Annotated in this window: 25 protein-coding genes and 1 other RNA gene; 16 read left to right on the plus strand and 10 right to left on the minus strand. The window is 49.7% G+C overall.

The features are described from left to right. Positions 1-363: primosomal replication protein PriC (priC, locus tag MES37_RS04405; protein WP_237930172.1), on the plus strand; the 363-nt coding region annotated here is incomplete at its 5' end. Between the two features lie 152 nt (positions 364-515). Beyond that, positions 516-671, plus strand: coding sequence for a pleiotropic regulatory protein RsmS (gene rsmS / locus MES37_RS04410; protein WP_064549061.1), 156 nt, complete (start codon positions 516-518; stop codon positions 669-671). 3 nt (positions 672-674) lie between these two features. On the opposite strand, the gene mscK is transcribed toward rsmS, so the two are convergent. Both mscK and acrR read right to left on the minus strand, forming a co-directional pair. After that, positions 675-4,052, minus strand: coding sequence for a mechanosensitive channel MscK (mscK, locus tag MES37_RS04415; RefSeq protein ID WP_273693556.1), 3,378 nt, complete (start codon positions 4,050-4,052; stop codon positions 675-677). Between the two features lie 130 nt (positions 4,053-4,182). Then, a complete protein-coding gene (acrR, locus tag MES37_RS04420; protein ID WP_237930174.1) occupies positions 4,183-4,824 on the minus strand; it encodes a multidrug efflux transporter transcriptional repressor AcrR in 642 nt (213 codons plus the stop codon). A gap of 143 nt (positions 4,825-4,967) precedes the next feature. On the opposite strand from acrR, the gene acrA reads away from it, so the two are divergent. The 6 genes from acrA (at position 4,968) to MES37_RS04450 (ending at position 11,840) form a co-directional block, all read left to right on the plus strand. Next, positions 4,968-6,167 carry a multidrug efflux RND transporter periplasmic adaptor subunit AcrA gene (gene acrA, locus MES37_RS04425; protein ID WP_064549066.1) on the plus strand — a complete coding sequence of 400 codons (1,200 nt, stop codon included), beginning with the start codon at positions 4,968-4,970 and terminating at the stop codon, positions 6,165-6,167. A gap of 22 nt (positions 6,168-6,189) precedes the next feature. Further along, positions 6,190-9,339: a multidrug efflux RND transporter permease subunit AcrB gene (gene acrB / locus MES37_RS04430; protein WP_064549068.1), complete on the plus strand. Its 3,150-nt coding sequence runs from the start codon at positions 6,190-6,192 to the stop codon at positions 9,337-9,339. Positions 9,340-9,894: 555 nt separating this feature from the next. After that, a complete protein-coding gene (gene tomB, locus MES37_RS04435; RefSeq protein WP_064549070.1) occupies positions 9,895-10,269 on the plus strand; it encodes an Hha toxicity modulator TomB in 375 nt (124 codons plus the stop codon). 29 nt (positions 10,270-10,298) lie between these two features. Next, entirely contained in the window at positions 10,299-10,517 is a 219-nt protein-coding gene (locus MES37_RS04440) for an HHA domain-containing protein (protein WP_064549071.1), read from the plus strand. Positions 10,518-10,712: 195 nt separating this feature from the next. Further along, a complete protein-coding gene (maa, locus tag MES37_RS04445; protein ID WP_064549075.1) occupies positions 10,713-11,279 on the plus strand; it encodes a maltose O-acetyltransferase in 567 nt (188 codons plus the stop codon). Positions 11,280-11,381: 102 nt separating this feature from the next. Continuing rightward, on the plus strand, positions 11,382-11,840 hold the full coding sequence (locus MES37_RS04450) for a YlaC family protein (RefSeq protein WP_064549077.1): 459 nt from the start codon (positions 11,382-11,384) through the stop codon (positions 11,838-11,840). A gap of 39 nt (positions 11,841-11,879) precedes the next feature. Here the strand turns inward: MES37_RS04450 and ykgO are convergent, their stop codons facing one another. Further along, positions 11,880-12,020, minus strand: a complete 141-nt coding sequence (gene ykgO, locus MES37_RS04455) for a type B 50S ribosomal protein L36 (RefSeq protein ID WP_034458060.1) — start codon at positions 12,018-12,020, stop codon at positions 11,880-11,882. Between the two features lie 294 nt (positions 12,021-12,314). On the opposite strand from ykgO, the gene MES37_RS04460 reads away from it, so the two are divergent. From MES37_RS04460 to MES37_RS04475, 4 genes are read left to right on the plus strand one after another with little or no spacing between them, the layout of a single operon-like run. Beyond that, positions 12,315-13,352, plus strand: a complete 1,038-nt coding sequence (locus MES37_RS04460; RefSeq protein WP_064549079.1) for an isopenicillin N synthase family dioxygenase — start codon at positions 12,315-12,317, stop codon at positions 13,350-13,352. Positions 13,353-13,370: 18 nt separating this feature from the next. Next, entirely contained in the window at positions 13,371-14,180 is an 810-nt protein-coding gene (locus tag MES37_RS04465; protein WP_064549081.1) for a MetQ/NlpA family ABC transporter substrate-binding protein, read from the plus strand. Then, on the plus strand, positions 14,177-14,968 hold the full coding sequence (locus MES37_RS04470) for a methionine ABC transporter ATP-binding protein (protein ID WP_121814205.1): 792 nt from the start codon (positions 14,177-14,179) through the stop codon (positions 14,966-14,968). The genes MES37_RS04465 and MES37_RS04470 overlap by 4 nt, the downstream gene beginning before the upstream one ends. Further along, the gene (locus tag MES37_RS04475) at positions 14,953-15,624 is read left to right on the plus strand and encodes a methionine ABC transporter permease (protein WP_064549083.1); all 672 of its coding nucleotides are present in this window, start codon (positions 14,953-14,955) and stop codon (positions 15,622-15,624) included. The genes MES37_RS04470 and MES37_RS04475 overlap by 16 nt, the downstream gene beginning before the upstream one ends. 64 nt (positions 15,625-15,688) lie before the next feature. Here the strand turns inward: MES37_RS04475 and MES37_RS04480 are convergent, their stop codons facing one another. Then, on the minus strand, positions 15,689-17,059 hold the full coding sequence (locus MES37_RS04480; protein ID WP_237930183.1) for a PTS transporter subunit EIIC: 1,371 nt from the start codon (positions 17,057-17,059) through the stop codon (positions 15,689-15,691). 306 nt (positions 17,060-17,365) lie between these two features. Between MES37_RS04480 and MES37_RS04485 the strand changes: the two genes are divergently transcribed. Continuing rightward, positions 17,366-18,565: an enolase C-terminal domain-like protein gene (locus MES37_RS04485; RefSeq protein WP_237930185.1), complete on the plus strand. Its 1,200-nt coding sequence runs from the start codon at positions 17,366-17,368 to the stop codon at positions 18,563-18,565. Here MES37_RS04485 and MES37_RS04490 read toward each other — a convergent pair. Further along, on the minus strand, positions 18,553-19,275 hold the full coding sequence (locus MES37_RS04490; protein ID WP_064549124.1) for a GntR family transcriptional regulator: 723 nt from the start codon (positions 19,273-19,275) through the stop codon (positions 18,553-18,555). The two genes, MES37_RS04485 and MES37_RS04490, sit on opposite strands and share 13 nt — an antisense overlap. A 142-nt stretch (positions 19,276-19,417) precedes the next feature. Here MES37_RS04490 and MES37_RS04495 point away from each other — a divergent pair, with 142 nt between their 5' ends. After that, the gene (locus MES37_RS04495) at positions 19,418-20,989 is read left to right on the plus strand and encodes an EAL domain-containing protein (RefSeq protein WP_121814208.1); all 1,572 of its coding nucleotides are present in this window, start codon (positions 19,418-19,420) and stop codon (positions 20,987-20,989) included. Between the two features lie 41 nt (positions 20,990-21,030). Here MES37_RS04495 and MES37_RS04500 read toward each other — a convergent pair whose 3' ends face one another. The 3 genes from MES37_RS04500 to yczE all read right to left on the minus strand — a co-directional run bounded on the left by MES37_RS04500 (position 21,031) and on the right by yczE (position 22,948). After that, a complete protein-coding gene (locus MES37_RS04500; RefSeq protein ID WP_064549091.1) occupies positions 21,031-21,384 on the minus strand; it encodes a DUF1428 domain-containing protein in 354 nt (117 codons plus the stop codon). Positions 21,385-21,480: 96 nt separating this feature from the next. Next, positions 21,481-22,299 (minus strand): GNAT family N-acetyltransferase, encoded by an 819-nt coding sequence (locus MES37_RS04505; protein ID WP_121814209.1) that lies wholly within the window; start codon positions 22,297-22,299, stop codon positions 21,481-21,483. Positions 22,300-22,333: 34 nt separating this feature from the next. After that, positions 22,334-22,948 carry a membrane protein YczE gene (gene yczE / locus MES37_RS04510; protein WP_064549126.1) on the minus strand — a complete coding sequence of 205 codons (615 nt, stop codon included), beginning with the start codon at positions 22,946-22,948 and terminating at the stop codon, positions 22,334-22,336. Between the two features lie 90 nt (positions 22,949-23,038). Between yczE and yczR the strand changes: the two genes are divergently transcribed. Continuing rightward, positions 23,039-24,469, plus strand: a complete 1,431-nt coding sequence (gene yczR / locus MES37_RS04515) for a MocR-like transcription factor YczR (RefSeq protein ID WP_237930187.1) — start codon at positions 23,039-23,041, stop codon at positions 24,467-24,469. Positions 24,470-24,492: 23 nt separating this feature from the next. Here the strand turns inward: yczR and ffs are convergent. Beyond that, an RNA gene (gene ffs / locus MES37_RS04520) (signal recognition particle sRNA small type) lies at positions 24,493-24,589 on the minus strand. 172 nt (positions 24,590-24,761) lie between these two features. Here ffs and MES37_RS04525 point away from each other — a divergent pair. Further along, positions 24,762-25,073 (plus strand): MGMT family protein, encoded by a 312-nt coding sequence (locus tag MES37_RS04525; protein ID WP_064549097.1) that lies wholly within the window; start codon positions 24,762-24,764, stop codon positions 25,071-25,073. Between the two features lie 108 nt (positions 25,074-25,181). Here the strand turns inward: MES37_RS04525 and MES37_RS04530 are convergent, their stop codons facing one another. After that, positions 25,182-25,718 carry a YbaY family lipoprotein gene (locus MES37_RS04530; protein ID WP_064549099.1) on the minus strand — a complete coding sequence of 179 codons (537 nt, stop codon included), beginning with the start codon at positions 25,716-25,718 and terminating at the stop codon, positions 25,182-25,184. Positions 25,719-25,815 lie beyond the last annotated feature (97 nt).

Raw genomic sequence — 25,815 nt, forward strand, 5'->3', positions numbered from 1 at the left:
CAATTACAGCTTAGCGTGAAAGTCGGAAAAGCAGATCAAGTGGCGTATCTTGCCGAAAAACTGGTGGCGCAAATTGCCGCTTTGCAGCGTGAACTGGCGACGTTGCAGATGCGCAAAAACGATCCCCAACCGCCGGTGGTTGAAAACCTGTATGAGAAACTCTCCACTCATCAGGATTATGAACGCCGTCTGCAAACGATGATTAGCGATCGTGACAGCCAACTTGCGATTCAAACGACGCTCGTTGGGCAACAAAAGATCCAGAAAGAAATCGCGGCTCTTGAAGGCCGCCTGCAACGCTGCCGCCAGGCGATTACGCGAATTGAACGTGCGATTGAACGGCGGGAACGTGGGCTAAGCTAATCACAGCCACTAAATTGGTGTTGTAGGGTGGATAAGCGATAGCGTCATCCACCACCTGCGCTGGTTGTGTCGGATGGCGCTGCGCTTAGCCGACCTACGAAAAAGGTTTCGTCAGCCGTCTCTTTTTATTTCGCAAATTACGGGTTAATACAATGTCGCTGGAAAATGCACCAGATGAAGTGAAACTGGCTGTCGATTTGATAATGCTGCTGGAAGAACATGAAGTCCCGACGGAAACCGCGCTTGCTGCGTTAGAGATTGTCCGTCAGGATTTTTTGCGTAAGCGGGAAGAAAGCACCTCCCGCTAATTTTTACTGCACCGGGACGATGCCGCCGTTCGATTTACCGTTGTTATCGCGTTTCACTTCTGTCAGTTCATCGCCTTTGTCATTACGCAGATGCACTTCGAGTTGGTTGAAGGCGATGTTAATGCCATTTTCACGGCACAGACGATCGATGGTCCGATTCAATTCATCAACCGTATAACTACGATCGCGCAGTTCGCGCACATACAGGCGCAATTCATGATCCAGCGTGCTGGCCCCGAAGGTAGTGAAGAACACGGTCGGTTCAGGATCGTGCATCACTTTCGGATGTTCATGAGCGGCTTTCAGTAAGATTTCACGCACTTTATCCAGATCCGATCCGTAAGCAACGCCAAGGCGGATAACCACGCGCGTGATGGTGTCGGACAGCGACCAGTTGATCAAACGTTCGGTCACAAAGGCTTTGTTCGGGATGATCACTTCTTTCCTGTCGAAGTCAGTGATGGTGGTGGCACGAATACGAATCTTGCTGACGCTGCCCGAGAAGGTGCCGATGGTTACGGTATCGCCGATACGCACCGGGCGCTCAAACAGGATAATCAAGCCGGAAACAAAGTTACCGAATATCTCCTGCAAACCGAAGCCCAGGCCGACTGATAACGCCGCTGCCAGCCATTGCAATTTATCCCACGACACACCGAGCGAACCAAAGATGGTCATCGCACCAGCGCCAATAATCACATAATTAAGAATGGTAGTGATGGCGTAAGAAGCGCCCTGGCGCATCTTCAGACGCGAGAGCACCAGCACTTCCAGCAAACCCGGTAAGTTGCGTATCAGTACCCAGGCAATGGCGAAGGCAATCACCGCAAATAACAAGCTGCCCATGGTGACGTTTTTCACCACCGCGGCCCCCGCTTCAGTGCCGTTGTAGCTCCAAAGCTGGATGCTGTCGAGATAACCAAATACCCCAAACAAGTCTGACCAAATGGTGTAGAAGAAGATGGCAAATAGCGCAAACAGCGCAATGATCGCCAGGCGCATGGTTTGCTGGTTGATTTGATCCAGAGCCAACGGCGGTTCTTCTACCGGCTCGCCCCCTTCAGCCCCCTCTCTCACCAGGTTTTCACGGCGCAACACGGCGCGACGATAAGCCATACGGCGCGCCGTCACACTTAGCCCACGCAGTACGGTCTGGTAAACCAGGTTCCAGATAAGCACCAGATAGATGGTTTCAATCCAGCGGCCGGCAAGGCGCAACGTGGTATAGAAGTACCCCATCGCCGTCAGCACAATTAACACCGCAGGCACCACCCCCATCACCGTAACGGTAAAGAGCTGCATAGTATGGTTATTTTTGTTGCGCCAGTTTTCACGGCACATTGGGAAGACAAATGCGGTGATCAGCAACAGGTTGAAGAAGATTAACAACTGACCAAACGCATCTTCCACGAGGTGCAGCGGCGAACGCTCGCCCAACACCGACCAAAACAGCAACGGCATGAGTGCAAAGCCAATGCGCACTAATTGGCGGCGATAATGGCTACACAGTTGTGGGGGCATATTAAAGTGGCGAACCGCAACACCATCGCTCGACAACACTTTGTAGGTCAGGCCAAAAACAATCCAGAACAGGGAAAGCTTTTTACAAAACGCCAGTATCGATTCGCTGATATTCAGGTCAATGCCAGCAAATACTAAGCCGATGGCATAGATGATAAGCGCCCCCGGTAAGACTTTCACCAGGGTCAACGCAATGGCTTTCGGGGTCAGCATTTGGCTGTCGTTACGCAGTTGCCCCACTCGACTTGCCTGCTTCTCCAGATAGCGGTCGATTGCTTTAAAGCGCCAGCGAATCACCCCTGCCAACAGCAATGCGGGAATCATCAACAAGAGAATCGCGAGAATTTTAAACGAGCTTTCCGCTCCATTAAAATTGATATGGCTGTTTTTAAACTGATCGCGTAACGAAGAAGGCAACGATTTCAGCCAGTCCCAGTCCATCGGCTTATTACTGGTGACCCAAAAAATCTGCTCGGTCAGAATTTGGTCGAGGGATTTGGTCACGTTTTGCAATTGCTGTTTATTATTCTGCAGGTTGATTGCCAGCATTAGCTGCATGCCGAGCTGTTTATTCAACTGGTCGAGTAATTCGCGGCGCGTATCCAGAACCTGTAACAGTGCATCGTGAACGTCAGGCGTGACTTCAGCGCTGTGCCCTTCTTCAATTTTCGCCACCATTTCGTCAGGCTGGAATAGCGCGTCACGCTGCTGATTGATATCAAACTGCTCGAGGCGAATATCCGCAATACGGTTGGTCAGGTCTTCTGTGTCTTCCGCTGAAGGCATGTTCTGTTGTTGCTGCTGATACAAAATGCGCGATAACAGCAAGCTGCCTTTCAGGACGGCGATTTGCTCTTTCAGATTGCGTTCCGATTGCACCGCACGATCCAGCGTGTTTTTGATGCGGATACTCGGCGGCACCATCTCATTGGCTCGCTCGGTGGCATCGATCAACCGCTGACTTAATTGGTGGTTAATATCCAACTCTTGTTTCACCAACGGGTTTTGCTGAATTTTAACCGTGTCTTCGGAGTCGATGGCTTCTTGCGCGGTCTGCTGGGTTAGCGTCAGACGCTTGCTGCTGACTGCCTTTTGTAACAGTTGCAGCGTGTGTTCCATCTGGTTGATATGGGCGTTAGTGTAATCACGTTGTTTTTGCAGGGTATCTTGCAACAGCGTGTTGCCTTTCAGGCTGTCACGTTGCTGGTCGAGCTGCGCATTCAGTAACGCCTGCTGCGCCAGTAATAAGGTTTGCTGGCTGGGGCGTAATTCTGCTGCACCGGGTGCAACACCATTCAGCCGGTTACGGATGGTTTCGAGTTGCGCCGACGCGGCCATCATCGCATTCTGCACACGTTCTGGCTGCGTTTGCAGCGAAATCAGTTGGCTGTTCCAGGTGGCTAAATCGCTCTGTGAATTCTGTAAATCCGTCATCAAATCATTCAGGCGAGATTCGAGCTGGCGTAAGTTCAGCGCTTCAATTTCGGCCTCTTCATTGGCCTGGTTATCTCGCTGATTCTTTATCTCATTTAAAGCATCGGTGGCTTTGCGCAGCGTTTTTGGTGCTTCAGTGATCTGCTGATGCAGTTTTGCCGCTTCATCCTTGACCCGGTCAATTTTGTCCAACACCTCAAGTGTTTCATTGAGATCTTGCTGGGTGAGTTTGTCATTAGGTGACAGCGTCTTTTGCTTATTAAGCGCAGTTAGCTGGTTTTGAATTTCATCGCGGCTCGGGAGATCGCTGCTGTTATTTTTCGCCCAAACTGGCTGCGCCAGCAGGCAAAACAGGCTCATAAAAGCGATAAGTAAAAACCGTGCAGATAAGCGACGCGAATACAGTGAACACAAGAGTTGCGGCATAGTTTGACAGTGTTTGAGAACAGGCCGAAAGGATGGCGAGTTAAAGACGAAATATGAGCGCTCAGATTAGCACGTCTTGTCAAAAAATCCTTGGTCAACTCGCTTCGGAATTGCCCTAATAAGCATATTTTTAGTGTGGAGTATTTCGCAGGGTTGGGCAGGTCTGAAACATTTCTATCAAAATAGCGATGTAGTCTTCGGCCTGGCCGTGGAGATCAAAGCTATCTGGCGCAACCAGCCAATTTTCGATGAGGCCAGTGATATAACTGCGCATCAGAATAACCGCGACAGGGATACGTAAACCCTTTGGCAACATTTCTGCATCAATACAACGCTGCAAACTGCTCTCGATTCTTTCGTTTCCTTCGAGATGAAGTTTGCGTCTGGCCTGTTGTAATACCGCAAGTTCTCCAACAAATTCACATTTATGGAAGATGATTTCCGTCATTAAGCGGCGACGTTCTTCAGTGACAGTTGCTTGTAATATGTAAATTAATAACTCTCTTACAACAGAAAGTGGATCGTCAGGAAATTTTGCCTGATACTCAGTCTCTAAATCACCAATACTGGATTCAGTTAGCTCCCAGATTTCATTAAACAAATCCGACTTATTTTTGAAATGCCAATAAATTGCACCACGGGTGACGCCTGCCGCTTTAGCAATATCTGCCAGCGAAGTTGATGAAACACCGTGTTGAGAAAACAAGCGGATTGCCACATCAAGAAGATGCTGACGAGTCTCAAGAGCTTGTTGTTTGGTTTTTCGTGCCATAAGTGGGTGAAAGTAAGGTGGTTAGATTTACATACATTTGTGAATGTATGTACCATAGCACGACGATAATATAAACGCAGCAATGGGTTTGTGGACATTTGATCCATTGAACAACTTTGAAATCGGACACTCGAGGTTTACATATGAACAAAAACAGAGGGTTTACGCCTCTGGCGGCCGTTCTGATGCTTTCAGGCAGCTTAGTGCTTACAGGATGTAATGACAAAGATACACAAAAGAGTGCGCCGCATACCCCTGAAGTGGGTGTCGTCACGCTAAAAAGTGCTCCTTTGCAGATAACCACAGAGCTTCCAGGCCGTACAAGTGCTTATCGTATTGCAGAAGTTCGCCCGCAAGTCAGTGGCATCATTCTGAAACGTAACTTCGTAGAGGGAAGTGAAATTCAGGCTGGTGTGTCGCTGTACCAAATTGACCCGGCTACCTATCAGGCCGCATATGACAGCGCCAAAGGCGACCTCGCGAAAGCACAGGCGAGTGCAAATATTGCTCAGCTGACGCTGAAACGTTATGCGAAGCTTTTGGGTACTAAGTACATCAGTCAACAAGACTACGACACCGCTCTTGCCGATTCTCAACAGGCAAATGCGGCAGTTGTTGCTGCTAAAGCCGCTGTTGAATCGGCACGCATTAACCTGGCTTATACCAAAGTGACTTCACCAATTAGTGGTCGCATCGGTAAGTCTTCTGTTACTGAAGGCGCGCTGGTAACGGGAGCCCAGGCCACCGCTATGGCGACCGTACAACAGCTTGATCCTATCTACGTGGATGTCACCCAGTCCAGCAACGATTTCTTGCGCCTTAAGCAAGAGTTGGCTGACGGCAAACTGAAGCAAGAAAACGGCAAAGCGAAAGTCAAATTAGTCACTAACGACGGTATTACATTCCCGCAAGAAGGCTCTTTAGAGTTTTCTGATGTGACAGTTGACCAGAGCACCGGCTCTATCACTCTGCGTGCCATCTTCCCTAACCCAGATAAAACGCTGCTTCCGGGCATGTTTGTCCGCGCACAACTGGAAGAAGGTACTAATCCAAACGCACTGCTCGTTCCGCAACAAGGTGTCACTCGTACACCGCGTGGTGATGCTTCCGCCCTGGTCATTGGCAAAGATGACAAAGTAGAAGTTCGCGATATCACAGCAGCTCAGGCTATCGGCGATAAATGGCTGGTTACCAGTGGGTTGAAGGATGGCGATCGCGTAATTGTGACCGGTTTGCAAAAAGTGAAACCCGGTGTTCAGGTGAAAGCGCAGGAAGTAGCGGCAGATGATAAAGGTCAGAATCAAGCAGCCGCTGGCACTCAGTCTGAACAAACGAAGTCTTAACTTAAACAGGAGACGTTAAGACATGGCTAAGTTTTTTATCGATCGCCCGATTTTTGCCTGGGTAATCGCCATCATTATTATGTTGGCGGGCGGGCTTGCGATCATGAAATTGCCTATCGCGCAATATCCAACCATTGCGCCACCGGCGATTTCGATCTCAGCAAACTATCCAGGTGCAGATGCGAAGACGGTACAGGATACCGTGACACAGGTTATCGAACAGAACATGAACGGTATCGACAACCTGCTGTACATGTCCTCTTCCAGTGATTCCTCTGGTTCTGTCACCATCACCATTACCTTTGATTCTGGTACTGACGCGGATATCGCCCAGGTACAGGTTCAGAACAAACTGCAACTTGCGATGCCGCTACTTCCTCAAGAAGTACAGCAACAAGGTGTTAGCGTTGAGAAGTCTTCCAGTAACTTCCTGATGGTTCTCGGTTTGATCAACACCGATGGCTCCATGACCCAGGAAGATATTTCGGACTACGTTGGCGCAACCATTAAAGACCCTATCAGCCGTACTCGTGGTGTCGGTGATGTTCAGCTGTTTGGTGCTCAGTACGCGATGCGTATCTGGATGGATCCGAACAAACTGAACAACTACCAACTCACGCCGGTCGATATTATCAATGCTATTAAAGCGCAGAACGCCCAGGTAGCAGCAGGTCAGTTGGGTGGTACGCCACCGGTTAAAGGTCAGCAACTTAACGCCTCTATCATTGCTCAGACCCGTTTGAAATCTGCCGATGAGTTCAGCAAAATTCTGCTGAAAGTGAATCAAGATGGCTCACGAGTTCTGCTCAAAGATGTGGCAAAAGTTGAGTTGGGCGGCGAGAACTATAACGTTGTTGCACGTTACAACGGCCAACCGGCTTCTGGTTTAGGTATCAAACTGGCAACCGGTGCTAACGCACTGGATACAGCTGATGCGGTACGTGCCACTGTGGCAAAACTGCAGCCATTTTTCCCGGCTGGCCTAAAAGTGGTTTATCCGTATGACACCACGCCATTCGTTAAAATCTCTATCAAAGAGGTAGTCAAAACTCTCGTTGAAGCCATCGTGCTGGTGTTCCTGGTAATGTATCTGTTCTTACAGAACTTCCGCGCCACATTGATTCCAACGATTGCCGTGCCGGTGGTACTGCTGGGGACGTTCGCTATCCTTTCCATCTTTGGCTATTCGATAAACACCCTAACGATGTTCGGGATGGTGCTTGCGATAGGCCTGTTGGTTGATGACGCCATCGTGGTAGTAGAAAACGTTGAGCGTGTGATGGTGGAAGAAGGGTTGCCACCGAAAGAAGCCACACGCAAATCGATGGAGCAGATTCAGGGCGCTCTGGTCGGGATCGCGATGGTTCTGTCAGCGGTATTTATACCGATGGCATTCTTCGGCGGTTCTACAGGGGCAATCTATCGTCAGTTCTCCATTACCATCGTATCGGCAATGGTGCTTTCTGTTCTGGTAGCACTGATTCTGACACCAGCACTCTGCGCCACTTTGCTCAAGCCGGTCGCTAAAGGTGAAAGCCATGCGAAGAAAGGCTTCTTCGGCTGGTTTAACAACATGTTCGATAAGAGCACGCATCATTATACCGACAGTGTCGGTAACATCTTGCGTAGCACCGGTCGTTACCTGGTGTTGTATCTGCTGATTGTGGTGGGTATGGCGTTCCTGTTTGTTCGTCTGCCAAGTTCCTTCTTGCCAGAAGAAGACCAGGGCGTATTCCTGACTATGGCTCAGTTGCCTGCAGGTGCGACACAAGAACGTACCCAAGCCGTTCTTGATGAGGTGAGCAAGTATTACCTCGAAAAAGAGAAAGACAACGTTAACTCGGTATTTACCGTTAACGGCTTTGGCTTCTCAGGCCAGGGGCAGAATACCGGTCTGGCATTCGTTTCCTTGAAAGATTGGGATGAGCGCCCTGGTGAAGAGAACAAGGTTCCGGCGATTGCTGCTCGCGCCAGTGCCCAATTCTCGAAAATCAAAGATGCCATCGTGTTCGCATTTAACCTGCCAGCGATCGTAGAACTGGGTACCGCAACGGGCTTCGACTTCCAGTTGATTGACCAGGCGAACCTTGGACACGAAAAACTGACTCAGGCGCGTAACCAGTTGTTTGGTGAAGTCGCTAAACACTCAGACCTGTTAGTGGGCGTGCGTCCAAACGGTCTGGAAGATACGCCGCAGTTTAAAGTCGATATCGACCAGGAAAAAGCGCAAGCATTGGGCGTTTCTATCAGCGACATCAACACCACTCTGGGTGCTGCATGGGGCGGTAGTTACGTAAACGACTTCATCGACCGTGGTCGTGTGAAGAAAGTTTACCTGATGGCTGATGCTCCATTCCGTATGCTACCAAGCGATATCAACGACTGGTATGTGCGCGGTTCTACCGGCCAGATGGTACCGTTCTCTGCGTTCTCTACCGCGCACTGGGAATACGGTTCACCACGTCTGGAACGTTATAATGGTTTGCCATCCATGGAAATCCTTGGTCAGGCGGCGCCAGGTAAGAGTACCGGTGAAGCGATGAACATGATGGAAGAACTGGCGAGCAAATTGCCAACCGGTATCGGCTACGACTGGACGGGTATGTCTTATCAGGAGCGTTTGTCTGGTAACCAGGCCCCTGCCCTGTATGCGATTTCCTTGATAGTGGTATTCCTGTGTCTGGCAGCACTGTATGAGAGCTGGTCAATTCCGTTCTCGGTCATGCTGGTTGTTCCATTGGGTGTTGTCGGTGCACTGCTAGCCGCCACATTACGTGGGCTGACTAACGACGTATACTTCCAGGTAGGCCTGCTGACAACCATTGGTTTGTCGGCGAAGAACGCGATACTTATCGTAGAATTCGCCAAAGACTTGATGGAGAAAGAAGGCAAAGGCTTGATTGAAGCTACACTTGAAGCGGTGCGTATGCGTCTGCGTCCAATTCTGATGACATCACTGGCGTTTATCCTCGGGGTAATGCCGCTGGTCATCAGCTCCGGTGCAGGTTCCGGTGCGCAGAACGCCGTAGGTACTGGTGTAATGGGCGGGATGGTGACTGCAACTGTTCTGGCTATCTTCTTCGTACCTGTGTTCTTCGTGGTAGTACGCCGTCGCTTCAGCCGTAAGACTGAAGACCTCGAGCACGCTCACCCGGTTGAGCACCACAAGTAAGTCTTAGACTGCAAGTACAAGGCCGCGCAAGCGGCCTTTTTTATATCTGTGCCCTATCCTCATTTGCTATATTATTAAATATCGAAAATGCTGACTCTGGCCCTGAGTAGGTTTCAAAGTGTTGCCGTTCAGGAGATGTTTCATTCGAATATCATGACAAAATATTTCCCAAACTGACTGGTGAATTTGTAAATACGGATTCATACTTATTTATTAGGAACATTCCTAGTCGATTTTTTATTTACACCTGCCCACGAGATATTACAGCAACAGGAGATTAACCTGTTGAAAGCAAACTGTTTTCTTAAGTACCCTTTTAGGATAATTTATAAGACATTGCTTTTAAAAAACGTGAAACTCTTTATAAACATTACGTTAGGGTAAACACATTTGCTACAAATGTAATTTTTCGTAATAGTGAAAGGAAATCTACTGCAGATTGATTTATAGTGAAAGTATATGGAATAATCGTTGTTATTGATCCCCACCTCATCCAGGTGTGTCCACCCCAACGCGTAGTGTTTATCAATTTTCTTCGATAAAAGGGGCTGCATTATGGACGAATACTCACCAAAACGGCATGATATTGCGCAGCTTAAATTTCTCTGCGAAAACCTGTATCATGACTGCCTTACCAACCTTGGCGAGAGTAATCATGGTTGGGTTAATGATCCTACTTCGGCCATTAACTTGCAGTTGAATGAATTGATTGAGCACATAGCTGCCTTCGCACTTAATTACAAAATTAAGTATGATGATGAGAGTAAATTGATTGAACAAATTGACGAATATTTGGACGATACCTTTATGCTGTTCAGCAACTACGGCATCAATGCACACGATTTGCAGAAATGGCGTAAGTCCGGGAATCGATTATTCCGATGTTTCGTCACAGAGAGCCGCGCTAACCCTGTAAGCCTCTCCTTTTAAAAATATTACAAGATGTATAAGGTGATTTCATGACTACTAAACCATTAACTAAGACTGATTATTTGATGCGTCTGCGACGCTGCCAAACAATTGAGACCTTAGAACGTGTAATTGAAAAAAATAAATACGAATTATCAGATAATGAATTGGCGGTATTTTATTCAGCTGCCGACCACCGACTTGCTGAACTCACCATGAATAAGCTTTACGATAAAATACCACCCTCTGTATGGACATTTATCCGCTAATACCTCGTAATTGTTATTAGGTTCATGGTTTAAACAGTTAACTGCTGAATGCGTCAGTCGCGGTTCATTGTTAGTGATTGTTGATTACCAGCTTTGCAATGTGATTAAAATCACAAAAAGAAACAACATTTTCATCAATAACAACCTCATCGCTTACGGTAACCACTGTTCTGTCTATTTAATTGAGGCATCGCGATGAGTGAAGAGAAACAGAAAATGATTGCAGGCGAACTTTATCGCCCTGGTGACCCACAACTTCGTGACGATAGTATTAAAGCGCGTCATTTGATTTACCGTTTTAATCACACCGAACCCGATGAACAAGCTGTGCGTGCACAATTGCTTGAACAACTGTTGGGCCAAAGTCTGAATGCTTATATTGAGCCAACGTTTCGCTGTGACTATGGTTACAATATTTTTCTCGGCAAAAACTTCTACGCCAATTTTGACTGCGTCATTCTCGATGTTTGCCCGGTTCACATTGGTGAAAACTGCATGTTGGCGCCAGGCGTTCATATCTATACTGCAACACACCCGCTGGATGCTGAAACACGCAACAGTGGCGTTGAGTTTGGCAAACCCGTTACGATTGGTGATAACGTCTGGATTGGCGGACGTGCGGTCATCAATCCCGGTGTCACCATCGGTGATAACGTGGTGATTGGCTCGGGTTCTGTCGTCACGAAAGACATTCCAGCCAACTCAGTGGTTGCAGGAAACCCGGCACGAGTGATTAAAACGGTTCCCGTCATCGGCCACTAACTGTTATGGTTTTTTTTGGCATAACTGTTACTTTTTTACCCGTACAGGGCTTCTTAAAATAACAGTTCTCTGCCCGTAACGTTTCCGTTCAGAAGGCTCATCATGACCGAAATTCAGCGCCTGCTCACCGATACTATCGAGCAACTTAATGCCGAAGAAAAACGCGATAACCGTCCGCGTTTTAGCATCAGCTTCATTCGCAAACACCCGGGGTTGTTTATCGGCATGTGGATAGGCTGGTTTGCCACACTGTGGGTGATGCTGGAATCAGATACTCTGGCAGGCTCGGTCTGGTTACTGGTGGTGCTATTTGCGCTACTTAATGGTTTCTTCTTTTTTGATGTGAACCCCCGTTATCGCTACGACGATATCGATGTACTGGATTTACGCGTTTGTTACAACGGCGAGTGGTACAACACGCGCAATGTCCCGTCGACATTGATTGATAAAATCCTGCATTCCCCTGGTGTTGACGAACAACAAAAATCTTTACTGCATAAAATGGTTGCCACCAAAGGCGAACTCTCTTTTTACGATATCTTCTCTCTTGGGCGTTCGTAACCCTCTCATTAAGAAAGAAAGGGGCCAAAGCCCCTTGTTTTAACGCCGTTTTTTCCCGCCCTGCACCGCTTTAAAACGCGGATTACTTTTGCAAATCACATACAGCCGTCCTTTGCGTTTCACAATCTGGCAATCCGGATGACGCTGCTTTGCGCTGCGTAATGAATTCAAAACCTGCATAAATCTACGCCTAATAAATTATGTTATAACATAACAATAAATGACCAATAAAAAGAATGCAACTCTGTTTTGTTGGCATTGCTGAATTTCGCAAAAGCTTAGAACCCGACACAGCCATAACTTAGAAGATAACAATATTGGGCGGCACGACGCGCTTACGGCAATGTAATTTCCATGTACTCCACCTCAGTCAGAAGGGTTAAACCATGAATCAGCGCTGTCGTTGTGAAAATTATTGTTGGGACAAAAAATCAGAGTTTGTCGGGAAAACATTTGTCTTACGCGGAGTTCATTATGAGCAACACAACGACCCAGGCCTTGCCAATACTCGATCTCCTGGCCCTTAACGGCACCGCGACAGATCGAGCCGCATTTCTTGAACAACTGCGCCATGCCGCGCGTGACATCGGTTTCTTCTACCTGATCAATCACGGCATCAGCCCAGAATTGCAACAGGCCGTCCAGGATGAAGCGCAGCAGTTTTTCGCTTTGCCCGCAGCTGAAAAACAAAAAGTGGCGATGATCCACTCCCCTCATTTTCGTGGTTACAACCGTGCTGCCAGCGAATTAACTCGTGGCAAACCGGACTGGCGCGAACAGTTTGATATCGGCGCAGAACGCCCGGCGCTGGCAATTCATGAAGATCAGCCAGGCTGGCTGCGCTTACAAGGCCCAAATTTGTGGCCAGAATCGTTGCCTTCTCTAAAACCTACCCTGTTGCAATTTCAGCGTGAAATGACGGCGGTGGCACTCAAGCTGCTGCGTACTTTTGCGCAGGCGTTACAACTGCCGGCCAACAGTTTCGATAACCTGTACGGCCATCAACCCAACGAACACATCAAACTGATTCGTTATCCAGGCCAACAAGCAACGGAAGGCAATCAGGGTGTCGGTGCGCATAAAGATTCAGGCTTCCTGAGCTTCCTGTTGCAGGACCAGCAGCAAGGTTTGCAGGTCGAAGTCTCACCAGATAACTGGATAGATGCCGCCCCATTGCCAGGCAGTTTTGTGGTGAACATCGGCGAGTTGCTGGAACTGGCAACCAACGGCTATTTACGCGCCACGGTTCATCGGGTGGTTTCCCCATTACCTGGGCTGGAACGTCAGTCGATTGCCTTTTTCCTCGGCGCGCAGTTAGACGCTGTCGTGCCCGTTTATGCTCTGCCACCCGAACTCGCTCAACAAGCTCATGGGCCAGAAAGTGACCCAGACAACCCGTTGCTGCGCGATGTCGGCTGGAATTATCTCAAAGGTCGCCTGCGGTCGCATCCCGACGTGGCGGAACGTTATTACCCGGATGTCTTGCGTAACAGCAGTGAACTCATCGCTTAAACCTTAAAGGAAAACACCATGAAAAATGCCTCTTTTAAACTGGCAGGGATCGCGCTGTCTTTGACTCTGGCCTTCAGCGCTCACGCAGCAGAAACTTTGCGCATCGCCGCTGACGCAGTACCGCATGCCGAGATCCTCGCTTTTGTGCAGAAGCTCGATCCGAATTTAAAACTCAAAGTGGTTGAGTTGAGTAACGGTGTGAATGCCAACGAATTGCTGGCAAACGGGGATGTGGATGCCAACTATTTCCAGCACGTTCCTTATTTGCGCGATCAGGAAAAAGCGCTGGGTAAAAAATTCACCGTCGCCGCAACCGTGCATATCGAGCCGCTCGGAATCTATTCACACAAATATAAAGACCTGAAGTCGGTGCCGGAAAACGCCACCATTGCCCTGCCGAACAACGTCACCAACTTGAGTCGCGCACTCTATTTGTTACAGGACAAAGGGCTGATTACGCTGAAGCCGGAATTTAAAGATGCCGCGCAAAACCAGGCCACACCGCGTGATATCGCCAGTAATCCGAAGAAGCTGAAGATCGTCGAGATCGAAGCCCCGCAACTGCCGCGTTCGCTCGATGATGTTGATCTGGCGGTGATTAATGGCAACTACGCGCTGGAAGCCGGGTTAACGCCGTCGAAAGACGCACTGGGTCTGGAAAGTGCCACGCATAATCCTTACGCCAATATTCTGGTTACCAACCCAAATCTGGCTAACGATCCGCGCATCAAAGAGCTGGCGAAAGATCTGCAATCCCCACAAGTTGCTGACTTTATTCGCAAACAGTTCAATGGCTCAGTCATCCCTGTCGCTACTCCGCAATCATGATTACCGTTGAGCGGCTGAGCAAAGTGTATGCCGGAGGAGGCCAACCGGCACTGGATGATGTCTCGCTGACTGTGCCAGACGGTGCAATCTACGGCATTCTCGGGCGCAGTGGCGCGGGGAAAAGCACCTTGATCCGCTGTCTCAATTTACTGGAGCGGCCCACTTCGGGCCGTATTCTGATGCAGGGCGTGGACATTACCACGCTCAATAACCGCGAATTGCGCACCCATCGCCAGCGTACCGGAATGGTGTTCCAGCACTTCAACCTGATTCATGCGCGTAATGTCACGGACAACATTGCCGTACCGCTGGAAATCGCCGGGCAACCGCGTGAGGTGCGCCAGAAACGCATTATCGAGTTGCTTGAATTAGTTGGGCTGAGCGATAAAGCCCAGGCTTTTCCGTCGCAGCTTTCCGGCGGGCAGAAGCAGCGCGTAGGCATCGCTCGTGCCCTGGCCGCGCATCCTGATGTGCTGCTTTGTGATGAAGCCACCAGCGCATTAGATAGCGAAACCACCACTTCCGTACTGGCGCTGCTGATGGATATCAACCGTAAACTGGGCGTCACGATTGTGCTGATTACCCATCAACTGGAAGTGGTGAAAGCAATATGCGATCACGCAGCACTACTGGAAAACGGCAAATTAGTGGAAAGCGGTTCGTTATCTGAATTGCTGGCAACCCCCTATTCCCGACTGCGCCAGGCGCTATTACCTGGCGACGCTGCGGAACAAGCATTTTTACGCCGAATCGGTGTGTCAGGGAGAGTGTTATGCGAAGTCGCCTAGCCTGGGAAGATTTGTGGCCTTTATTGCTCGATGGCACGCTCGATACGTTATATATGGTCGGCCTTGCCGCGCTTTTCACCGTGATTATCGGTTTGCCGCTGGGCGTGTTGCTGTTTCTCACCCGTCGTGACGGCGTGCTACCGGCACCGGTTTTGAATCAGGTTATTGGCAGCGTGGTGAATGTTGGGCGTTCACTACCGTTCATTGTGCTGTTGATTGCCTTAATCCCATTCACCCGCATTATCATCGGCACTACGTTGGGCAGCACGGCGGCAGTGGTCCCCATCACCATTGGTGCGTTTCCATTTTTTGCCCGAGTAGTGGAAAACGCCCTGGATGAAGTCGATAAAGGCCGTATTGAAGCCATTTTGTCGATGGGTGGAAATGTCTGGCATATCGTCGGCAAAGTGCTGCTACCCGAAGCGCTACCGGCCATTCTGGCGGGGATTACGCTCACCGTGGTGATGCTGATTGGCTTTTCCTCGATGGCAGGTGTGATTGGCGGTGGCGGTCTGGGAGATCTGGCGATTCGTTACGGTTACCAGCGTTTTAACGACCAGGTGATGGTCGGCACGGTGGTGATTTTAGTGGTGATGGTACAGCTTGTACAAAGTATTGGTGACCGCCTAGTGCGCCGTCTCGCGCACCGGCGGTAAAGCGTCGGATGACGCTAACGCTTATCCGACCGACAAGACACATAGGTCGGATAAGCGCCTGTTTTCAGTTCTTCTCGCGCACCAGTAAAGTTGTCAGCGTAAACGACAGTCCCAATGCCAGCGCCACGCCCATCAACGCAAAGATAAAGTACGGGCCGATGTACGCCGGCAAACTGAAAATACTCGACAAAATATAGCCATACAAACGCACACCGAAGAAAGCAATGAATGCCGAAGCGAGGGAGCTGGCAACCGTGGCGGCAATAAACGCTTTCTTGTAGCGAGTCAGTACACCAAACAGTGCCGGTTCAGTGATACCCAGCAGCGCGGAAATTGCCGCTGGCAGAACCACTGCACGTTCTTCACGGGATTTGCTCTGCTTCCAGATGGCAAGCGTGGAACCGGCAATCGCCATATTGGCCATGAACATCATTGGCATCAGCATGTCGTAGCCGCGATCGGTAAAGTTTTGCAGTGCGATTGGCGTCATGGCGTGGTGCATACCGGTCAGAATAGCCACCGGACGAATCGCCCCTACGACTAATCCGGCAAAGCTCGCCGACACCCCAAATAGCCCTTCAATAAACCACGCCAACCCTTTGCCAAGATAAATCCCCAGCGGCCCAATCACCACCAGCGCCACTAACGCCGCAAGGAACAGGGTGAGCGTCGGGGTAAACACCGTTTTCAGCAAATCCGGCATGATTTTATCCACCCAGCGATGGATGTAACTTAATGCCAGAACCGAAAAAATCACCGGAATCACGCTTGAGGCGTAGTTGAACACCGAAACGGGGATCACATTCAGGAAGTAAAACGCACCGACCGCATCAGGTGCGTGGCCCGCCAGTGCTTTGGCGGCTTCAATCAGCGATGGATACATAAAGCATGCCGCGACAGCCGCAGCCAGGTATTCATTGGTCTTGAAGATTCGCGCCGCGGAGATGGCCAAAAAGAACGGTAAAAAATAGAACACGCCACTGGCGATTAAATCGATAACGATCACCGTGTCGCTTTTCGCCGAAACCACTTTCAAGGCAATCAAACCCGCCAGCAGGCCTTTAATCATCCCGGCACCGGCAATGGCGGGAACAATCGGGCCAAACACGCCCGACACGGTATCCATAAACATTGACACCAGGCTTTTTCGCGCTTTCTTCGCGTGGGTTGGTGAAGTTTGTTCAGGAGTGGAGCCAAGCTCGTGGGTCAGTTGTTCATACCAACTGTTGACCTGCGGGCCAATAATTATCTGGAATTGATCGCTCTGAATCTGCGCCCCTAAAACACCAGGGATTTTTTTAATCCCGGACTGATCAATTTTATTCTCGTCAATCAGAGAGAAGCGCAAGCGCGTCATACAGTGCCAGGCTTTACTAATATTATCCGCCCCACCAATCAGGTGAATAATATTATTAATGGCATCACGGGTCCCCATCTGTCACTCCCCAAAAAATTGCTTATTGTTATGTGTTGAATGCCCATGATGGTAGGGAATCGCAACCACTAAAACAAACCAATAAACTTTGAACAACATCACAATTAGCCTATACAAAAGCCATGAAACCACCTAAAGAGACAAATTGGTACGGTTTTTATGTTCACCGCACACCTTTTCCTGACCAATAAAAATAAGCAAAAAAAATGATTTACCCGCAGTCAAAAATAGGGTGATAGTAAAAAGCAGAAGCCTTAAACCTGAAAAGCCAATGAACGTTTTTAAAACGCATTGCGGAGTCATCTTGTGCAGCCAACCATTATTGAAAATATCGAATGTTTTATTACCCGCCCCGACCGTCACAACCTGGTCACAGTGCGAGTTACCACCAATAAGGGTGTGACCGGCCACGGCTGTGCCACCTTCCAGCAACGCCCGCTGGCCGTGAAAACCATGGTCGATGAATACCTCAAACCACTGCTTATCGGGCGCGATGCCAATAATATCGAAGACTTATGGCAGATGATGACCGTCAACGCTTACTGGCGTAACGGCCCGGTCATCAACAACGCTATTGCCGGTGTGGATATGGCACTTTGGGATATCAAAGGCCAGCTTGCCGGAATGCCGCTATACCAATTGCTGGGCGGAAAATCGAAAGACGCTATCGCCGCTTACAGCCACGCCGCCAGTGAAACCCTGGAAGGGTTGTATCTCGAAGTGGACAAACTGCTGGCACAAGGTTACCGCTACATTCGCTGCCAGTTAGGTTTCTACGGTGGCACGCCGCAAGGTTTGCATGCCACTCGTGAGCCAACGCCTGGCGCCTATTACGATCAGGACGAATACATGGCGAATACCGTGGCGATGTTCAAAGCGCTGCGCGAGAAGTACGGCAACCAGTTCCATATTCTTCACGATGTGCATGAACGTTTATTCCCGCTGCAAGCGGTGCAGCTGGCAAAAGCGCTTGAGCCTTATCAACCGTGGTTTATCGAAGATATTCTGCCACCGCAACAAAGTGCCTGGTTAGAGCAAGTCCGCGCGCATTCATCAGTGCCGCTGGCAATGGGCGAATTGTTTAATAACCCGGCTGAATGGCATGATTTGATTGTGAATCGGCGCATCGATTTTATTCGCTGCCACGTTTCACAAATTGGCGGGATAACTCCAGCGTTGAAACTCGCCATTCTTTGCCAGGCATTTGGTGTGCGTCTGGCCTGGCATGGCCCATCTGACATGACGCCAATCGGCGTGGCGGTGAATACCCATTTAAATATTCACCTGCACAATGCGGCGATTCAGGAGTTTATTCCGAATAAACCGAATACCGAAGCGGTGTTCCCCGGCGCGCCAGTTGCAGAGCGCGGTTATATTTATCCGCTTGAAAAGCCGGGCATTGGCGTCGGTTTCGATCAACAAAAAGCGGAAGCCTTCCCGGTGGAATATCGCCCACACGAGTGGACGCAAAGTCGCTTGCCTAATGGGGCGATTCACACGCCTTGAGTGCCCTGCCGATACGCTAAATTGTCATGGTTATAGGGGATGACGTAGGTGCAGGAATAGTTGATGTCGATGATGTCGCTGATTTCAAAAACGCGCCCCCCTTCCAGAATGCCCCGGTTGATGATGTGCATCGCCGGGATACCTTTTTTACATTCCAGTAAGGCCGCCTGTTCTTTGCTAACCGCCACCGCCTGATAACTGGTTAGCAGGTGAGAAATTCGCAACCCCTTGCTCAGCACATATTGTTGAATCGAGCGTTCAATCACTTGCTGGTTTAAATCAGGGAAATCCTGTACCGGCATACGCGAAATCTCGATTTGTACCTTTTGATTATCGACATATCGCAAGCGGCAAAACTGCCAGATGTAGTCATTTTCACCCACACCAAAAACTTGCTGCTCTTCGCGATTAGGTAATTTCTTATGCAGATTCACCATGCGAAACGCCATCTGATCAAAACGCTTTTCGGTGATGGAGTTATAGACCAGCGGGTTATTACGGGCCTGTGGGTTAATCCAAATTCCAGATCCCTGGACAATTTCCACGACCCCAATACTCACCAGTTTTTCCAGCGCTTTGCGAATAGTAAAACGCGAAACATCATATTCCATGGCAAGCTGGCGTTCAGGGGGTAATTTGCGTCGCTGTGAATCATTATGTTGATAAATCTTGCTCAACAAATCCTGAATAACAAACTCTTTTTTCTTCATTTTATGCTCACCAGATGCTCGCATCTCAAGACTCCATGCCCACTCGGCATGAAAACATAACATCCCTCATTCATGTGAGATAGACTAACCTCTTCTATGAAAAACCATTATAAAAACGAAATTTCTCACGGGGTCTAAAAGAATGACATCCCGAAAGCTTATTAGCCTGGTCAGTGGCATACTTATTTTGGCGGTTTTGCTGCCTATTTTGTTAAGCATTTATCTTGCTCATCGTAATGCCGAGCAAGTTTTTCATAACGAACTGGGAGAGTTTGCCGATCACGCCTTGTACCGCACCGGCAATGTTATCGAGCAGGCTGTTGCTGCTGTTGATGATATTAACCTCAATAAAGACAATACCTGCTCTCCGGCTCATGCGGAGGCCATGCATCGCATCGCCCTTGAATATCGCTATGTGCAAGAAGTGATATTTCAAAAGGATGACCATCTTCTGTGTAGTTCGCTGGAGTTATTCAGCCACGGTGAAACCCTGGGTAAACCCGAACATTCTGGTAGTTATGGCTTTAATGCATGGTATACCACGCCACCGCTGCCAGGCTTTAAACGCAAGATGATCTATATTGGCAAGTTCTCTCATGTTGCCTTAGTTGACCCGATGTCCTTTATTGACGTACTACCATTTGGTAAATACACGCTAAATATTGCCATGGTCGGTCTGGCTAAACAGAGAATAATTGCCAGCAATAGTCACTATATTCCAGACGCGTGGCGTGAACCGCTGAAACAAGGTGTAGAGGAATTTCAAAGCGAGAACGATTTTTATGTTATCCGTCGCAATCCAGAAACTGGCCTGGCCATGGTGGCCTGGGCTTCACTGGAGCCGCTGAATACGGTTTGGTATGAGCAACTATTGATTTGGCTACCCGTCGGTTTAGTGATTAGTCTTCTTGCGGGTACATTCTTAATTCGTGTTCTACGCCGGTTATTATCACCACGTAACCGCTTGATGGACGCCATTAAAAACCGTGAAATTAGCGTTGTATATCAACCTATTGTCCATCTTCAAAGCGGTGAAAGCGTTGGAGCTGAAGCATTAATTCGCTGGAAGCAGCAAGATGGTTCAATGCTGAATCCTGATGCGTTTATTCCGCTGGCGGAACAAACCGGGCTGGTCACGCAATTAACTGAACAAGTCATTGAGCTTATTTTCCTCGAGCTTGGCGAGTGGCTTAGCCAAAACCCAGACCACCATATTTCGGTTAATCTGGGCGTGCGCGACGCAAGAAGTCTACATATTCTTGAAGTCATTACCCCTTATCTAAGTCGTTATTCCGTTAAACCAGAGCAAATTGCACTTGAAATTACCGAGCGGGGTTTTGCCGATCCGAAAGTGACAGCACCGATTCTTGCGCAATATCGCAAAGCGGGCCATGCCATTTATATTGATGATTTCGGTACTGGTTACTCGAGTCTCAGTTATTTGCAGGATCTCGATGTCGATATCATTAAAATAGATAAGTCGTTTGTCGATGCGCTGGAATATAAAAACGTCACGCCACATATCATTGAAATGGCCAATACTCTGGGGGTTTTAATGGTGGCCGAAGGTATTGAAACCCCCGCTCAGGCCTCGTGGTTACGCCAGCAGGGTGTGCAGTACGGGCAAGGTTGGTTGTACAGTAGAGCGCTGCCGAAAGAGGAGTTTATTGCCTGGGTGGCGAACTATCACGCCAGGGCAACGAAGCGCTCTTGACGCCAGATCAGGCTACCTGGCCTGGCGTCATCCACCCTTTTTTACTCGTCAAGCAGTGGTGCAAAGCCACCATATATCATGCGCTTGCCATCAAATGGCATTGACTCACCAAACTCTTTCATCCGTGGGTCAGACATCATTTTGGCATTTGCTTGATCGCGAACTTCTTTGGAAGGATATTCAATCCAGCTGAAAACCACTTCTTCTTTCTCTTCAGCTTTCACCGCCATACGAAAATCAGTGAGTTTGCCATCGGGCACATCGTCAGCCCAACATTCTACTACGCGTAACGCACCAAACTCTTTGAATAGCGGCGCCGCTTTCGCGGCCATTTGCTTATACGCATCTTTATTTGCTGCCGGTACAGCAACAACGAAACCATCAACATAATGCATGGTGAACCTCCACGGTGTGGTGAAGACGGGCAGATGTTTTCCACCCGTGATGATTGCGATTGATAAGTTTAGTCGTTGAGAATGAAAACTGCTTACTCAGAGTTTGAGTAGCATTTCATATTGCGTAATGGGGTCTTGACGGTAGCCGCAGCTCAGGAAAAGAGGAGACATTTGTTCAGGGATAGCCGCTGCAGTTGCAATACCTGGGAAGCGCTCACGCAATAACATCAGCAGCTTTTTCGCCAGCCCTTTGCCTCGTGCAGCCGGATCTACATACAGCATTCGTAACCTGAGGTATGGCGCCGTCACTACCATGGCGTAAGCGGCATCTTGCAGCGAAAATGCCTGGCCGGGTAATTTAAACAGCGTCTCCCCCCCGCTTAACCACGGCAAACGCAGGTGCGTATCGGCCATCATTTTTTTGGCAACCATCAGAGGATCGACTTCAGTTAATTCGTTGGTGGCAATAAAGCGCGCCGGGCTTGTAGCGTAAAATCCGACGAACGTATTCTGACGCACAAATCCCATACGCTCATACAGTGCCAGCCCACTGTCGTTACCGACGATGACTTCCAGCCACATGTTGCGGTCGCCACGCGCTTTCGCTTCATCAATTAATTGCTGCATGAATTGCCTGCCAAACCCCTGCCCACGCAGTTCAGGGCGAATAGCAAATGCGGCGAGGCGACAGGATTGGCCACGGCGACTGATGATCGCCAACGCTTTCGGTTCATCGTTTTGCATCCACACACGGCTATCATTGAGGCTCATATCTTCAGCGGCAAAACGCGAGGCAAAGGCCTTGCCGTCAATGGTGAAAGGGACTAAATACCCTTCAAAACAGTGAGATAAAATTTCTGCTAACTGATAGCTACTAAAATGTGCCGCCGCTTTGCTAATGACCGTGTTGTGCATCGTGACCTCAAACTGTCGGTTTTAGGTTTCAACATTAGGGTACTATTGTCGGTTCAACCAGTTTTTTCTCCCGTTGAATATGAATACGAAACCACGGCAAACAGAGTTGAATTAATGGGCCAATCGCCAGCGCGTATAACACCGTCCCGACGCCAAATGTGCCGCCCATCAACCATCCCGCCAGTAAAACCGTCAATTCGATGGCGGTGCGTACACTGCGCACCGACCAACCCGTTCGCGCGTTAATCCCGGTCATTAAGCCATCTCGTGGCCCTGAACCAAACCCAGCGCCGATGTACATCCCCGTGGCAATCGCATTCACCAGTATCGCTGCCAACAGCAAAATACTGCGCGCTGCCAGCGATTCAAGCGGCGGCATTAAGGCTAACGCGGCATCAGCGGCCAACCCCAACACAATCACGTTGCTGATGGTCCCAAGCCCAGGTTTTTGGCGCAACGGGATCCACAGTAGCAGCACCAACGCGCCGACCACAATCATCACCATGCCAATATTAAGAGAGAAGATCCGCGCCACACCAAGGTGGAACACATTCCATGGATCGGCCCCTAAATTGGCTCGCACAAACATGGCGGTAGAGACACCGTATAGCACCAGACCGGTATACAGTTGCAGCAAGCGACGAGCGATCATTATCTTCACCTCAGAAATCTTTTGTGGCTTTACTTTCACGCAAAATGGATCTGATATTAAGGTCCAGTTAATACAAAGTGGATTGCTATGACACAGCGCAGAACCGGTTCATCATCGCTGACAAAATTGCTGGGAAACTGGCAACAGGATTTACCGCGCTCCCCGGTTTATCGCCAACTGGCGGATGGGCTACGGTTGCTGATTCTGGATGGACGCTTGCCGCTCGATTGCCGCCTGCCTGGTGAGCGAGAACTGGCAGCCGCACTCGGTATTAGCCGTACCACGGTCGCCACCGCGCTGGCTCAGTTGCGGGATGAAGGATATCTGGCAAGCCGACAAGGTTCAGGTTCTGTCACCATGCTGCCGGAAGGGCGGCAAACCGTCTCTCCTCTTCCTGGCAGGGCGACCACATTAGATCTTTCCACTGCGGCACTCACTGCCGGGCCAGAAATTCATCAGGCCTATGCTCAGGCACTGATTGCCTTGCCAGAACATTTAGCGACGACCGGTTATAACCAGCAGGGTTTGCCTGAACTGCGTGAGATTATCGCGCAACGCTATGCCGCCCGCGGGCTGCCAACTGACGCCGATCAGATTATGATCGTCAACGGTGCGCTGAGTGGTTTTGGCTTGATCTTACGTTTGTTAACCGGCCCTGGCGACCGCGTGGTCATCGACCAGCCTACTTACCCGATGGCACTCGCCGCCATTAAAGGAGCGTCATGCCGTGCTGTTCCCGTTAGCCTGACACAACAAGGTTGGGACACTGAAGGAATGGCAGCCACCATTGCACAAACTTCGCCACGGCTGGCCTACTTGCTGGCCGATTTTCATAATCCTGTCGGCTGCTGTATGGATGCCACAACTCGTGCAACCATCGCTGATATTGCCGCCCGAACACGCACCACAATAGTGGTCGATGAAACCATGGCCGACCTGTGGTACGACGCCCCACCACCGCCACCACTGGCCGCTTTTGATGATGCCGACCGGGTGATTACGCTAGGTTCCGCCGGAAAAAGCTTCTGGGGTGGTTTGCGCCTCGGCTGGATACGCGCCAGTACACGCATCATTGCTTCGCTGATACAAATCCGCGATTCGCTGGATTTAGGCTCGCCAATCCTTGAGCAACTTGCCGCGATTAACCTGTTTAACGACGCTGAAAACTTTTTACCCCAACGCCGTGAAATTTTACGCCAGCGCAGAGATGCCTGCGGTGCAGCCATTAAAGAACTGTTTCCCGACTGGAAACTGACCGTGGTGCCACAAGGGGGATTATCGTGGTGGATTGAGTTGCCAAAACCATTGGCGACGGTGTTTGCCGCAAGTGCAGAATCGCAAGGCATCCGCATTGGCGCAGGGCCACGTTTTGGCATTGATGGCGCATTTGAACGCTATTTAAGAATGCCGTTTACGTTAGAAACCACGGAAATGCGCATCGCGCTGGAACGATTAAAACCGATTTGGGAGAGTGTTGCGCAAGCAGGTAGTGAATATCTAAGAAGAACGGTGGTTTAGCAGACCCCAGAATTGGGTGGGGGCCCTGCCAGCTACATCCCGGCACACACGTCATCTGCTGCGGCTGCTTCCTTCCGGACCTGACCGAATTCACAAATTAGTGTTGCGGGAGAACCAACAGGGCCCCCATTGAGAGCGCTAGTTACCTAACGCGCTGGCGCATTATCCATGTTGCCCCCGGCAATTGCAAGCAAGGAGCGGTCAGGTGTTGCTTTCTTGCGCACCCCCAGTTTTTCTTTCTAGTTTAGTACACGACGATTATCCTTACCGGCATCCTGATTTGGAGTTTGCTATGGATAACAACGATTCATTCCCGCAGCGTGTTTATCAGATTATTGCCGCTATTCCTGAAGGTTGCGTCACCACATATGGCGATGTGGCGCGCCTGGCGGGTTCACCGCGTGCCGCACGACAAGTCGGAGGTGTTCTCAAGCGCTTACCTGAAGGCAGTAAATTACCGTGGCATCGCGTCGTGAATCGTCATGGCACGATTTCGCTGACCGGCCCGGATCTACAGCGCCAGCGGCAAGCTTTGCTATCAGAAGGGATTATGGTGTCTGGGGACGGGAAAATTGAGATGGAACGTTATCGCTGGAATTATTAATTAGCGCCTCCGTGAGGGGATTAGCCAGTTGTGTCGGATGACGCTGCGCTTATCCGACCTACGATATCAGCGTCAAGCGCCTCCGCAGAGGCGCTTATGTGCTTAGTATCAGTACTGCGTTGGCGCAGGAACGGTCGATACCGCACCACCGTTATCCTGGACTGGAACCGCCGTTTGCTGAACGGGCACCAGGGTCAGGTCTGCTTTGGTCCCACCGTTGTTAATGACCGGCTGAATGGTATCGGTGATAAACATCAGCTGATTGTTTACGGTGATCGCCGCACTCAAGATGATGCGAGCGTTAGGCTGAATATCCGCTGGGTTAAACGGCAACACAAAACTGAAAGGTGATTGCTTCCCTTCAGTACGGACCGCTCTTTGCGACAGCACTCTTGACGGAGCATCTGCCAAAGATGCGTCAGACAATGTCACCGTTAGCACCGCATCCGGCGGAAGCGCAATACGCTGACGAATCCAGACTGTCCCCGATACATTCGGCTGTTGAATATCAGATTGTGCTAATGCCGCCGCTGACGACGTCGTCGCAGCTGGGGCTGGCGTTGGGATGTCAGCACTTTTGTTATGCGCGCATCCCGTCAACGCAACTGCCATGGCTAAACCACTTAACGTGTGCACAAGTTTCATTGATTTGTTCTCCTTTTATCAACGCACCAGCAGGCTTCAGGCCCACGAGTAATGAGTGGTTAAATATACTTATCATGCTAAGTGTGGCACAAAATTC

The organism is Buttiauxella sp. S19-1, from assembly GCF_022134725.1.
Lineage (GTDB): Bacteria > Pseudomonadota > Gammaproteobacteria > Enterobacterales > Enterobacteriaceae > Buttiauxella > Buttiauxella ferragutiae.